The sequence below is a fragment of the Ruegeria sp. ABV4_181 genome (genome assembly GCF_056158465.1).
Map to the genome: position 1 here is coordinate 774,223 of NZ_JBSWTI010000002.1, position 13,201 is coordinate 787,423.

Consider the following 13,201-nt stretch of genomic DNA (forward strand, 5'->3'; position numbering starts at 1 on the left):
AGGGAGAGCGCGCATGAGCAATTTCGGAAAAGGGTGTCACCTGCATCTGATCGACGGATCAGCCTTTATTTTTCGGGCCTATCACGCGCTGCCGCCACTGACGCGGAAATCCGACGGTTTGCCGATCGGGGCGGTTTCGGGCTTTTGCAACATGCTGCAGAAATATGTCGAAGGGAATGACGGGCCGGACGCGCCGACCCATGTGGCGGTGATCTTCGACAAGGGCTCTCATACGTTCCGCAACGACCTTTATGACCTCTACAAGGCCAACCGCGAGGCAATGCCCGAAGACCTGCGACCGCAGATGCCGCTGACCCGCGAGGCGACCCGCGCCTTCAACATCGCCTGCAAAGAGCTGGAGGGGTATGAGGCCGACGACATCATCGCCACGCTCGCCGTTCAGGCGCGTGAGGCCGGGGGCCGGGTGACCATCGTCAGCTCGGACAAGGACCTGATGCAGCTGGTTGGCGACGGCGTCGAAATGCTGGATGCGATGAAAAACAAGCGCATCGACCGGGACGGGGTGATCGAAAAATTCGGCGTCGGCCCGGAACGCGTCGTCGATGTGCAGTCCCTGGCCGGGGACAGTGTCGATAACGTCCCGGGCGCGCCGGGCATTGGAGTCAAGACGGCGGCCCTGCTGATCAATGAATATGGCGATCTGGAAACCCTGTTGGATCGCGCCGAAGAGATCAAGCAGCCCAAACGCCGCCAGACCCTGATCGAAAAGCGCGACCAGATCGAACTGTCGAAAAAGCTGGTGCAGCTGGACGAAAACACACCGCTGGATTTCACGCTGGACGATCTTGAAGTGAAAGACCCCGAGCCGGACGCGCTGATGGGTTTTCTGGCCGAAATGGAATTCCGCACCCTCACCAAACGCATCGCTGACAAGCTGGGGGTCGAGACTCCGGTGATCCCCGAAGCGCCCGCCGCCGAAGTTGAGAGCGAAACTGAAACCGTCCCGTTCGACGCAGAGAAATATGAATGCGTGCGGGATATCGCGGCGCTGCAAAAATGGATCGATCAGGCGTATGAACGGGGTTGGGTCGCCGTGGATACCGAAACCACCGGACTGAACGAGATGATCGCCGATCTGGTCGGTATCTCGCTGTGTGTCGAAGCGGGCGAGGCCTGTTATATCCCACTGACGCATCGGGACGGAGCCAGTGATGACCTGTTCGGTTCGGACGCGCTGGCCGAGGGGCAGATGCCGCTGGATGAGGCCCTGACCCTGCTGAAACCAATGTTCGAGGACCCGTCGATCCTCAAGATCGGGCAGAACATGAAATATGACGCCAAGATATTCAGGCGTTACGGAGTCGACGTCACACCCATCGACGATACGATGCTGATGTCCTATGCGATGCATGGCGGCGAGCATGGGCATGGCATGGATACCTTGTCCGAGCGTTACCTGAGCCACACGCCGATCCCGATCAAGCCGCTGTTGGGCTCGGGCAAATCGGCGATTACTTTCGACAAGGTGCCGATTGACGAGGCCACGGCCTATGCCGCCGAGGATGCGGATATCACGCTGCGGCTGTGGAAGCTGTTCAAACCGCAACTGCATCAGGTGCAGGTGACGACGGTCTATGAGACACTCGAACGCCCGCTGGTGCCGGTTCTGGCCGAGATGGAGATGCACGGTATCAAGGTCGACCGTGATGTTCTCAGCCGCATGTCCAACGCTTTTGCGCAAAAAATGGCTGGCTTAGAGGCTGAAATCCACGAGTTGGCGGATGAGAAATTCAACGTCGGTTCCCCCGCGCAACTGGGCGAGATCCTGTTCGACAAGATGGGGCTGGAAGGCGGCAAGAAGGGCAAGACCGGGAAATACTCGACCGGGGCAGACATTCTTGAAGACCTCGCGACCGAACATGAACTGCCGCGCCGGGTGCTGGACTGGCGGCAGCTTTCCAAATTGAAATCGACTTACACGGATGCTCTGCAGACCCATATCAACCCTGATACGGGGCGGGTGCATACGTCTTATTCGATCACCGGGGCCAATACCGGACGTCTGGCCTCGACCGATCCCAACTTGCAGAACATCCCGGTGCGCACCGAAGAAGGGCGGCGCATTCGCGAGGCGTTTATTGCTGAGCCGGGCAATGTGCTGGTCAGCCTCGACTACAGTCAGATCGAGCTGCGCATTCTGGCGCATATCGCGGATATTTCGGCTCTGAAACAGGCGTTTTCGGATGGCCTGGACATTCACGCCATGACCGCGTCCGAGATGTTCGATGTACCGCTGGACGAGATGACGCCGGATATCCGCCGTCAGGCCAAGGCGATCAATTTTGGTGTGATCTATGGCATCTCGGGTTTTGGTCTGGCGCGCAATCTGCGCATCCCACGGGCCGAGGCGCAGGGCTTCATCGACCGCTATTTCGAGCGGTTCCCGGGCATACGCCGCTACATGGACGACACTGTCGCCTTTGCCAAAGAACATGGCTATGTGCAGACGCTGTTTGGTCGAAAAATCCACACGCCCGAGATCAACGCAAAAGGACCGCATGCGGGATTCTCGCGCCGGGCTGCAATCAACGCGCCGATTCAGGGCACGGCGGCGGATGTGATCCGGCGCGCGATGGTGCGGATGCCGGATGCCATCAACGGGCTGCCTGCCAAGATGCTGTTGCAGGTGCATGACGAATTGCTGTTCGAAGTGGCCGAGGATGCGGTGGATCAGGTGATCGGTGTGGCCCGCGACGTTATGGAAGGCGCATCCGATCCTGCCGTGAAACTGGATGTGAAGCTGAGCGTGGATGCCGGGCAGGGGGCCAACTGGGCCGAGGCGCATTAAGGGCGGCGCTGCTCATCCGGCCCGGCGGGCCCTCTTCGCAGCGGGTCAGTCCTGCGGCCTGACCATCCGGCCGACCAGCCGTTGCACCGATGGGCCCAGCACAAGGATTACTGTGAAGGCTATGGGCCAGCAAAAGGCCCAGGATGCCATCCAGTCCCCCAGTGTGCCTGGCCCGAAGCCGATCGCCTTGACCGTTGCGATGCCGGTCACGATGCAGGACATCAATCCCGACATGATCAGGCTGAACAGGGCACGGGCATAGCGGCTGGGGATCATCTGAGGCATCCTGAGAATCGCGTTGCCCCGGTTTGCGGTATTTTCCAGCCGATTTCCAGACAGGACGTCGTTCCGGGACTACATCCAGCCCAGCGATGCAACGGTGCGCGGGGTGGACGGGTTGTATTCGGCGCTGACCCAACCGGAATAGCCGGTGTCATCCATGGCCGCGTACAGGCGTGTGAAATCCGTTGGCCCGCGGCCCGGTTCCGCCCGGTCCGGGGCGGCCCCGATCTGAGCATGGGCGACTCTGGGGTGAAAGCGATCCCAGACGGCCAGCGCATCGCCGTGGATCATATGGGCATGAAAACTGTCGAATTGCAGACCGATATTGGGGCGGTCCGCCCGGTCCAGCACTTCAGCCGCCAGATCATAGTCATTGAGGAAATACCCAGGCTGCGAGGACGGGTTGAGCGGTTCGATCGTGAATTGCTGCCGGGGTGCGATATCCGCAGCCCATTGCAGGTTCTGCACAAAGCTGTTCAGCGCCTCGGCCCCGGCCGCATAGCCTGACATGATGTGGATCAGACCCGGCCGCAGCACCTCGGCATAGCGCAGGACGCGGCGGATATCCGACCGGAACCGGGCCTCGCCGCCGGGCACCGCCGCGTATCCGGGTGCGCCGCCGGTGTAATTCGGGGGTGGCGCGTTGATCAGCACCAGTTCCAGATCGTTGGCCAGCAGGGCGCGGCGGGTCTCTTTCGCGGCCAGTTCGTAAGGGAACAGAATCTCGACAGCCCTGAAACCCGCATCCGCCGCCGCCTGAAACCGGTCCAGATAGGGAAGCTCGGCAAAGAGCAGGGAAATATTGGCGGCGAATTTGGGCATGTGTGACCTCGGGCAAAGGGTGGGGGGACCTTAATCGCGCGGTGCCTGCCGGGAAAGGGACTGAAAACGACAGATTGTCGAAAATCAGCCAGATCGCCCCGCCGGTTTCAGGAACCTTTGGGACAATACGGCGAATCATTTCAACGGCGCCGTACCAACAGAAGGTCCGAATACCATGGCGATGAGCCCTGACCCCGTGCGCGGGAACACCCTGTCTGTGTCTGGCGGGCGCAGTTCCGCCTTTTCCGGCAACGGGTTGGCGGTGGCGTCCATGCTGACCTGGGCGGCCGGGTTTCCGGCGGCCGAAGTGCTTCTGCAAAGCTGGCCTCCGGTCGCGTTGTTCGCGGCCCGGCTGGCCCTGGCGGTGGTTTTTCTGGTCCCGGTCTGGATACTGATCGACGGTCCGTCGCGGGTGCTTCGCGCCCGCTGGCGGCATGCGTTGCTGGTCGGCGGAACGCTGGGCGCCGGCATGTTCCTGATCATTCTGGCGCAGAAACTGACCGATCCGGTGACCGTCGCCATCATCGCCTCCTGCGCGCCGTTGTTTGCGACCCTGCTGGAAATGGCGACCGGAACGCGGCGATTGCGGCTGAACTTTGCCCTGGGTGTGCTGGTGTCGATCATCGGCGGGCTGATCGCCACCAGCGCGGTGGCTCCGGCCCAGCTGGGGTTGGGTGCTGGCTGCGCCATCCTGTCAACCGGGCTGTTCTGCTGGGCGAGCATGGCGACCGCGCGCGACTTTCCGGAACTCAGCCAGATCGGGCGCAGCTCGATCACGCTTGTCGGCGGGTTGGTCGTGGCCGGGGTTCTGTTCTTTGCAGCGGGACAAATGGGAATGGAGGTCATGCCCGCCGCAGCGGTCGATCTGCAACAGGTCGGTATGCTGTTGATCTATGCTCTGGTCTCGCTGGGTCTGAGTCAGGTGTTTTTCATCGCTTCGGTGGGCAGGCTGGGGGTCGCGCTGGCCTCATTCCATATCAATGTCGCACCGTTTTACGTGATGTTGATCATGCTGGTGTTGGGCGAGGAATGGAACTGGACCCGTGCGCTGGGCGCGGCGATTGTCGCTGTGGCGGTGATATTGGCGCAGGATCGCCGGACGGCGCAGCGGGCCTAATCCGGGAGGTCCCCGGACTTGATCAGCGGAAAGAACTGCCCGCCGGACCAGACGCCGAACCAGTCGCCATTGTGTTCGGCGATGTCGACAAGGCGGTAAAAGCTCTTGCGGTCGATCCGCGCCTCAAGGTTCGCGCGCACCAGTATATACGGGGAAGGTTCTTCTGTTTCGGGATCGGTGACAATCCGGATCGGATGATCCGGCCCCGCCATCGCGCTGTCGCCGACATGGGTGGAAAACGTCAGAACCTGATCCCGGCCCTGGCCTTCGGCGTCGAAGTCCACCGCCACGAATGGTGCGTCCTCGACGGTGATTCCCACCTTTTCGACCGGGGTCACCAGAAAGTATTTCCCGTCTTCTTTCTTAAGAATTGAGGAAAAAAGCTTCACAAGCTCGAACCTGTTGATGGGTGACCCTAAGTAACTCCATGACCCATCTTTGGCGATCCGGATGTCCAGATCACCGCAAAACGGAGGATTCCACAGATGAACAGGCGGCAAACCCCTGGTTTTGGTTGCTTTGACTGATGCTGCCAAACCATCCGGCGAAGGTGTCACAGGTTTTTGTCCGCTCATTGCTTTTGCCATTTCCTTTTCGCGCGATACACTTCAACCATATTAGTCCACGGAAGGGAAAGTCATGACCGAACCTGCCGACCTCGTGTCCGAGATCGAAGCGCTGGAAACCAAACTGCAAGAGGCCAAGTCCTCGATCACCCGCCGCTTTATCGGACAGGAAAGGGTTGTGGATCTGACCCTGACCGCGCTGCTGTGCGGCGGGCATGCCCTGCTGATCGGCCTGCCCGGCCTGGGCAAGACGCGGCTGGTCGAGACGCTGTCAACCGTGATGGGCCTGCATGGCAACCGCATTCAGTTCACGCCCGACCTGATGCCCGCCGATATTCTGGGGTCCGAGGTTCTGGACACCGCCGAAGATGGCAGCCGCCATTTCCGTTTCATTCCCGGTCCGATCTTCTGCCAGTTGCTGATGGCGGATGAAATCAACCGCGCCAGCCCGCGGACGCAGTCGGCGTTGCTGCAGGCGATGCAGGAACGCACGGTGACCGTTGCCGGTGAAGACCGCGCGCTGGGCGTGCCGTTCCACGTTCTTGCCACGCAGAACCCGATTGAGCAGGAGGGCACTTATCCGCTGCCCGAGGCACAACTGGACCGGTTCCTGGTGCAGATCGACGTGGATTACCCCGACCGTCAGACCGAACGTGACATTCTGCTGGCGACGACAGGTGTCGAAGAAGAAGAGTCTCATCAGATTTTCAGCATGGACGAGTTGCTGGCCGCACAGGTTCTGCTGCGCCGTATGCCGGTGGGCGAGTCGGTGGTGGAACTGATCCTCGATCTGGTCCGCGCCTTCCGCCCGGAAGAACCCGGCGCCTCGGAACGGGTTGCGGAAACCGTGGCCTGGGGCCCCGGCCCCCGCGCCGCGCAGGCGCTGATGATGACGGTGCGGGCGCGGGCGATGCTGCAGGGCCGACTGGCCCCCAATGCCGAGGACGTGCTGGACATGGCGCGCCCGGTGCTGAGCCACCGGATGGCGCTGAACTTTGCGGCGCGTGCACGGGGTGACAGCCTGGCCGAGCTGATCGAATCCACCGCTGCCGGACTGATCCGCACCGAGGCCGCGGCGTGAATGCCGCGCTGACCCTTCGCGAAAGATCCGAAGCCGAGGCGTCGCGGCTGCCGCCGCTTTTGGCGCGCGCCGAACATCTGGCCGGTACCGTCCTGCTGGGGGATCACGGACGCCGGCGTTCGGGCCTTGGCGATGATTTCTGGCAATACCGCCCCGCCCAGATCGGCGACAGTCGCCGCATGATCGACCACCGGCGCTCGGCGCGCGGGGATCAGCAATATGTGCGTGAACGGGAATGGCAGATTGCGCAATCGGTCATGTTGTGGGTGGATCAGGGTGCCTCGATGCGGTTTGCTTCGGACAAGTCCTTACCCACCAAGGCCGATCGCGCGCGGCTGCTGGGGCTGGCGACGGCCATCCTTCTGGTGCGCGGCGGCGAACGTGTGGGGCTGACCGGCACCACCCTGCCGCCCCGGCGCGGCAATGCTCAGATCATCCGGCTGGCGCAGGCCTGGTCCGAAGACGCCGCGCCAGATTATGCCCCGCCCGAACACCGCGCCATGATTCCCCATGCCCGGGCCGTGTTCATCTCTGATTTTCTCGGCCCGCTGGGCGAGGTCGAACTGGCGCTGACCAAGGCCGCCGACCGCGGCGTGCGCGGCGTCCTGCTGCAGGTTCTCGACCCGGGCGAAGAGAGTTTTCCCTATCGCGGGCGCACGATCTTTGAAAGCGTCGGAGGTTCTGTCCGGCATGAAACCCTGAAAGCCGCGGACCTGCGCGACCGCTATCTGGACCGGCTCGCCGAACGCAAGGATGCGCTGACCCATCTGTGCCGCGCGACGGGGTGGCAGCTGGGCCTGCATCACAGCGGCGACAGCGCGCAGGTGGCCTTGCTGTGGCTCTATCGCGCGCTGGACGGGGGGACGGTATGACGGTTCTGGCGGGCATCGGATTCACCGCGCCCTGGGTGTTGCTGGGTCTTCTGACCCTGCCGATCCTGTGGCTGATCCTGCGCGCAGTGCCGCCCGCGCCAATTCTGCGGTTGTTTCCGGCAGTGACGCTGCTGCTGGGTCTGAAGGATGACGAAAGTGTCTCGGACCGGACGCCGTGGTGGCTGCTGTTGCTGCGGATGCTGGCGGCGGCGGCTATCATCATCGGACTCGCGGGGCCGGTGCTGAACCCGTCACGGGACGAGACCGGGTCAGGGCCGTTGCTGCTGGTGCTGGATGCCAGTTGGGCTGGGGCGACGCGGTGGTCCTCGACCCTGGATCAGATCGACGCGCAACTGACCGAGGCCGGTCGGGCGGGGCGCACCGTGGCGATCCTGGGGCTGACCGAACCTGAAACGCCGGTGTTTCAGGCGGCAGAGGCATGGCGCGGACGTCTGCCGGGGCTGGAACCGATGCCATGGCAGCCGACCACGGCGCAGATCGATCAGGTGCTCGCCGCGCTGGATCAGGTCGAGGGCGGCTTTGACTCTCATTGGTTCAGCGACCGGCTGAGTTATGACGGGCATGACAGGGTACTGTCGGCGCTGCAGGCGCGCGGGGCCGTGACCGTGTTTCAGTCACCATCGCCTGTGGTTGCAATCCTTCCGGCCGCCTATCAGGACGGGGTTATCGAACTGACGGCCCGGCGGGCCGTTCCCGGCCCGGCCGACCGCATCACCGTGCTGGCACAGGGCCGGGATCCGGCCGGTGCCATGCGCGTTTTGCAGTCAGCCGAGATGGAATTTGCCGGCGGCGAAGGGCAGGCTCAGGTGGAGCTGGCCCTGCCATCCGAATTGCGCGCCCGTATCACACGGTTCGAAATTCAGGGGCAGCGTTCGGCAGGGGCGGTGACCCTGACCGATGACAGCCTGCGCCGGCGCGAGGTGGCGCTGATTGCAGGCACGCTGAACCGTGAAGGGCTGGAGCTGCTGTCGCCGCTGCATTACCTGACGCAGGTTCTGATCCCGACAGCGGATTTCGTCGAAGGCGGTCTGCTGGACGTGCTGCCCGCCAATCCCGATGTCATCGTGCTGGCGGATGTGGCTGGTCTGGCGGATGCGGAACAGGCCGCGCTGGTCGAATGGGTCGAACAGGGCGGTCTGCTGCTGCGCTTTGCCGGGCCGCGGATGGCCGCCAGCGATCTGGGCCGGGCCGAAGAAGACATTCTGTTGCCCGTGCGCCTGCGCAGCGGCGGTCGGTCGGTCGGCGGCGCGATGAGCTGGGGCGAGGCCAAGGGGCTGGCGCCTTTCCCGGAAAACTCACCCTTTTTCGGGCTGCGGGTGCCCGGTGACGTGACGGTTACCACCCAGGTCATGGCGCAGCCGGACCCCAATCTGGCCGACCGGGTGATCGCCTCGCTGTCGGATGGCACGCCGCTGGTCACACGCAAGGCGCTGGGGCTGGGTCAGGTGGTGCTGTTCCACGTGACCGCGGATGCCGAGTGGTCCAGCCTGCCGCTGTCGGGCCTGTTTGTGGAAATGCTGGACCGTCTGGCCGTGGCCTCGGCGGCGAAATCCCGGCAGGTGTCCCAGTTGCAGGGCACCACGTGGGAACCGATTCAGGTCATGGACGGCTTTGGCACCCTGTCCGACGCGGGCAATCTGGCCGGGGTCGACGGGGCGGCGCTGGTGTCCGGAACCGTTGGCCCTGACCTGCGGCCCGGCCTGTATGAAAGCGGCAAGCAGAAGCTGGCCCTGAATGTGCTGCCCGATGACGCGGAACTCAGCCCGGTGGTCTGGCCGCCGGGTGTTCCGGTCAGGGGGCAGGAAGTGACGACAGAGACGCCGGTCGGGGGTCTTCTGCTCAGTCTGGCGCTGCTGCTGCTGACCGTGGACGTAATCGCCTCGCTGGCCTTGTCCGGACGGCTGGGTCTGGCAAAGGCCGCGGCGGTTGCGCTGGCGGCGGTGATGCTGGTGCCGCAGGCACAGGCGCAGACACCACAGGACACGGAATTTGCGCTGAATGCCACCAAAGAGCTGGTGCTGGCCCATGTGCTGACCGGCAACGCACAGGTCGACGATGTGGCGGGGGCCGGCCTGCGCGGTCTGGCGCAGACGCTGTTCTATCGCACGTCGGTCGAGCCCGCCGAGCCCATCGGAATTGATCTGGAACGTGACGATCTGGCGTTTTTCCCGTTGCTCTACTGGCCGATCACGCCGGATCAGCCACAGCCCTCGGCCGAGGCGTATGCCCGGCTCAACGCCTATCTGCGGTCCGGCGGGATGATCCTGTTCGATACGCGGGATGCGGATGTGGCCCGGTTCGGCGCCTCCAGCCCCAACGGACGCAAGCTGCAACAACTGGCCGGGCCGCTGAATATCCCTTCGTTAGAGCCTGTTCCGCGTGACCATGTACTGACCCGTGCCTTTTACCTGTTGCAGGATTTCCCGGGCCGCTATGCGGGCACCGAGGTCTGGGTCGAAGCCGCGCCGCCGGATGCGGAACAGATCGAGGGCATGCCCTTCCGCAACCTCAACGACAACGTGACGCCGGTGGTGATCGGCGGCAATGACTGGGCCTCGGCCTGGGCGGTGGACCGCAACGGGCAGGCGCTGTTGCCGGTGGGGCGCGGCTATGCCGGAGAGCGCCAGCGCGAGCTGGCCAGTCGCTTTGGTGTCAATCTGGTGATGCATGTGCTGACCGGGAATTACAAATCCGATCAGGTCCACGTGCCCGCCCTGCTGGACAGGTTGGGACAATGACAGGAACCGTCATCTTCGATCCGCTGATTCCCTGGCCCGTTCTGGCCGTCGTGGCCGCAATTGCGGTCGGCGGCATCGTTCTGGCCCTATGGCGCGGCCTGTCAGGCTGGGCCTTGCGCGGTTTGGCGGCGCTGGTCGTGATCGTCGCATTGGCGGGTCCGGTCTATCAGGTCGAGGACCGCGCGCCGCTGACCGATATCGTGCTGATGGTCGAGGATCAAAGCGCCAGCCAGACCCTGTCGGACCGGGCGGATCAAACCTTGCTGGCGGCTGACGCGCTGGCGGCCGAGATCGAGTCGCGCGACAACACCGAGCTGCGCCGCATCCCCTTGGGTGACGGGGACGGCGACGAAGGCACGCAGGTGATGGCGGCGCTGAACGCGGCGCTGGCCGAAGAGCCCCGCGCACGCATCGCGGGCATTCTGGTGGTGTCGGACGGGATCGTGCACGATGTCGATCAGGCCCCCGATCTGCCCGCGCCGATGCACCTGTTGCAAACCGGGCGCGCCGCCGACTGGGACCGTCGCCTGATTGTCCGCAACGCCCCGGCCTTTGCCATTATCGGCGAGCCCGTCACCCTGACCCTGCGGGTCGAGGACAGCGGTGCCGCGCCCGGCGGGGCGGCCACCGCGCCGCTGGAAATCTCGGTGGACGGGGATGAACCGCAAAGCTTCAGCATCCCGATTGGCGTCGATGTGGAACTGCCGATCACGCTGCCCCATGGCGGGCGCAATGTCATCCAGTTCACGGTGCCACAGGCCGAGGGTGAGCTGACCGACCGCAACAACACCGCGCTGATCCAGATGAACGGGGTGCGTGACCGGCTGCGTGTCCTGCTGGTCTCGGGCGAGCCGCACCCCGGCGGGCGGACATGGCGCAACCTGCTGAAATCTGACAGTTCGGTGGATCTGGTGCATTTCACCATCCTCCGTCCGCCCGAGAAGCAGGACGGCGTGCCGGTGGACGAGCTTTCGCTGATCGCCTTCCCGACGCGCGAGCTGTTTCTGGAAAAGATCAACGATTTCGATCTGATCATCTTTGACCGCTACAAACGCCGCGGCATCCTGCCGGCGATCTATCTGGACAATGTCACCAACTACATCAACGAAGGTGGCGCGGTGCTGATCGCTGCGGGCCCGGATTTTGCCAGCGCCGACAGTATCTTCCGGTCCCCGCTGGCACCGATCCTTCCGGCCCAGCCGACGGCCCGGATCATCGAGGAACGCTTTGTCCCAATGGTCACCGATCTGGGCCATCGCCATCCGGTGACGACGAACCTCGGCGATTCCGAGGATTGGGGCGCGTGGTTGCGTCAGATCGATGTCAATCACCGCACTGGCGAGCTGTTGATGACCGGCGTGGACGACCGCCCGCTGCTGGTGCTGGACCGGGTGGGCGAGGGCCGCGTGGCGCTGCTGGCCTCGGATCATGCCTGGCTGTGGAGCCGCGGCTATGAAGGTGGCGGCCCGCAGCTGGAGCTGCTGCGGCGGCTGGCCCACTGGATGATGAAAGAGCCCGACCTTGAGGAAGAGGCGCTGTGGGCCGAAGCCAACGGTCAGGTCATGCGCATCATCCGTCAGACGCTGGAGGACGAGGTCGGGCCGGTAACCGTGACACGCCCGAATGGCGAAACGCTTGATATTACCCTGGACGAGGTCAGCCCCGGCCGTTTCGAAGCCCGGTATTTCGGGCCGGAAATCGGCCTCTACCGCCTGCAGGAAGGCGAGCAAATGGCAGTGATCGGTCTGGGCCCTGCCGCACCGAAGGAATTCGAACGCACCATAGCCACGGGCGAGATACTGGAGCCCGTGGTGGCGGGAATGCGCGGCGGCGTCATCCGGCTGGAGGACGGGCTGCCCGCGATCCGCAATGTGCGGGCCGGACGGCCCGCCGCGGGGCGCGGCTGGATCGGTCTGACACCCCGCAATGCCTATGAAACGCGCGATGTCACGCAGGCCGGCCTGCTGCCGCCTTGGCTGGTGCTGGTGCTGGCCGGCGGCTTCCTGCTGGGTGGGTGGCTGCGTGAGGGCCGGCGCTGATCAATCGAACACGACGCGGACCGTCGGATCGCCCGGCAAGCCCCGATAGGTGGCAGTTGCGCCACCCTTGCCCTTTGACGGCGGGAACAGCGGCCCGAACGACCCGACCGAGATCAGGTCTCCGGGCTGAAAGACGATCCCCCTGGAGATCAGCCACAGCGCTGCGTTGGCCGGATGGCCCAGTACCGCCACCCCCGGCACCTGGGCCAGAACTTCACCATCCGCCGCGCTGAGCGTTACTGTCATATCCGACAGCGCCCGCGTCATCTCCGCCGGGTCGGTGACCGGAACTGCCGGGCCCAACACGCCCAGTTTCGGCGCGACACCGATGGCCGTCAGGGTCACCGGCGTGATCGATTCACCCTCGGCAAGCGTCAGGTCAGGCAGTTCGATAAAGGGATGGATGGCCGAGACATGTTCCAGCACTTCTGCCGGTGTTGTCGCCTGATTGATCCGCGCGTCGCCGACCACCAGAATAAGGTCGGCTTCAAAGACCGGACGCGCGCCCCATGCGGCGGGAACACTGGCCCCATCATTCAGCATCATATCGCGGAACAGCACGCCCTGAACCGGCTCGGACGCGCCGAACCTTTCCTGCGCGGGGGCGCTGGTCAGACCGGTCTTGTATCCGATGACCGGACCCAGATGCGGCTCTAACGCGGCGACAAGCCTGCCCTGCGTGCACAGCGCGTCCGCCATGCTGCCACCGGGCGACAGCGCCACCGTTGGCGTCGCGGTCAGGTAATCCTGTACAAAGCGGTCGATCTGCTCTGGTGAGGCGCATTCCGCCATCGCGTGCGTGGCACCAAAAACAAGGGCGAACAGAGCGGGGAAGTACCGGGTTCGACGCATCG

At 64.1% G+C, this 13,201-nt stretch carries 10 protein-coding genes; 6 read left to right on the forward strand and 4 right to left on the reverse strand.

Annotated elements, in window-relative coordinates:
* Nucleotides 1-13: 13 nt before the first annotated feature.
* Complete coding sequence (gene polA / locus ACXAC3_RS03840; protein ID WP_475156633.1) at nt 14-2,809, forward strand: DNA polymerase I; 2,796 nt, start codon at nt 14-16, stop codon at nt 2,807-2,809.
* A gap of 45 nt (nt 2,810-2,854) precedes the next feature.
* Here polA and ACXAC3_RS03845 read toward each other — a convergent pair whose 3' ends face one another.
* Nucleotides 2,855-3,085: a DUF2798 domain-containing protein gene (locus ACXAC3_RS03845; protein WP_475156635.1), complete on the reverse strand. Its 231-nt coding sequence runs from the start codon at nt 3,083-3,085 to the stop codon at nt 2,855-2,857.
* Between the two features lie 78 nt (nt 3,086-3,163).
* The gene (locus ACXAC3_RS03850) at nt 3,164-3,913 is read right to left on the reverse strand and encodes a hydroxypyruvate isomerase family protein (RefSeq protein ID WP_475156639.1); all 750 of its coding nucleotides are present in this window, start codon (nt 3,911-3,913) and stop codon (nt 3,164-3,166) included.
* 181 nt (nt 3,914-4,094) lie between these two features.
* Between ACXAC3_RS03850 and ACXAC3_RS03855 the strand changes: the two genes are divergently transcribed.
* Nucleotides 4,095-5,030, forward strand: a complete 936-nt coding sequence (locus tag ACXAC3_RS03855; protein WP_475156644.1) for a DMT family transporter — start codon at nt 4,095-4,097, stop codon at nt 5,028-5,030.
* Here the strand turns inward: ACXAC3_RS03855 and ACXAC3_RS03860 are convergent.
* Complete coding sequence (locus tag ACXAC3_RS03860; protein WP_475156649.1) at nt 5,027-5,605, reverse strand: DUF1285 domain-containing protein; 579 nt, start codon at nt 5,603-5,605, stop codon at nt 5,027-5,029. The genes ACXAC3_RS03855 and ACXAC3_RS03860 overlap by 4 nt on opposite strands.
* 64 nt (nt 5,606-5,669) lie before the next feature.
* Here ACXAC3_RS03860 and ACXAC3_RS03865 point away from each other — a divergent pair, with 64 nt between their 5' ends.
* From ACXAC3_RS03865 to ACXAC3_RS03880, 4 genes are read left to right on the forward strand one after another with little or no spacing between them, the layout of a single operon-like run.
* Complete coding sequence (locus ACXAC3_RS03865) at nt 5,670-6,677, forward strand: AAA family ATPase (RefSeq protein WP_475156652.1); 1,008 nt, start codon at nt 5,670-5,672, stop codon at nt 6,675-6,677.
* Complete coding sequence (locus ACXAC3_RS03870) at nt 6,674-7,549, forward strand: DUF58 domain-containing protein (protein ID WP_475156655.1); 876 nt, start codon at nt 6,674-6,676, stop codon at nt 7,547-7,549. The genes ACXAC3_RS03865 and ACXAC3_RS03870 overlap by 4 nt, the downstream gene beginning before the upstream one ends.
* On the forward strand, nt 7,546-10,308 hold the full coding sequence (locus tag ACXAC3_RS03875; protein WP_475156657.1) for a DUF4159 domain-containing protein: 2,763 nt from the start codon (nt 7,546-7,548) through the stop codon (nt 10,306-10,308). Before ACXAC3_RS03870 ends, ACXAC3_RS03875 begins: the two co-directional genes overlap by 4 nt.
* Nucleotides 10,305-12,347, forward strand: coding sequence for a hypothetical protein (locus ACXAC3_RS03880; RefSeq protein WP_475156658.1), 2,043 nt, complete (start codon nt 10,305-10,307; stop codon nt 12,345-12,347). The genes ACXAC3_RS03875 and ACXAC3_RS03880 overlap by 4 nt, the downstream gene beginning before the upstream one ends.
* Here ACXAC3_RS03880 and ACXAC3_RS03885 read toward each other — a convergent pair whose 3' ends face one another.
* The gene (locus tag ACXAC3_RS03885) at nt 12,348-13,199 is read right to left on the reverse strand and encodes a 2-keto-4-pentenoate hydratase (RefSeq protein WP_475156661.1); all 852 of its coding nucleotides are present in this window, start codon (nt 13,197-13,199) and stop codon (nt 12,348-12,350) included.
* Between the last annotated feature and the right edge of the window lie 2 nt (nt 13,200-13,201).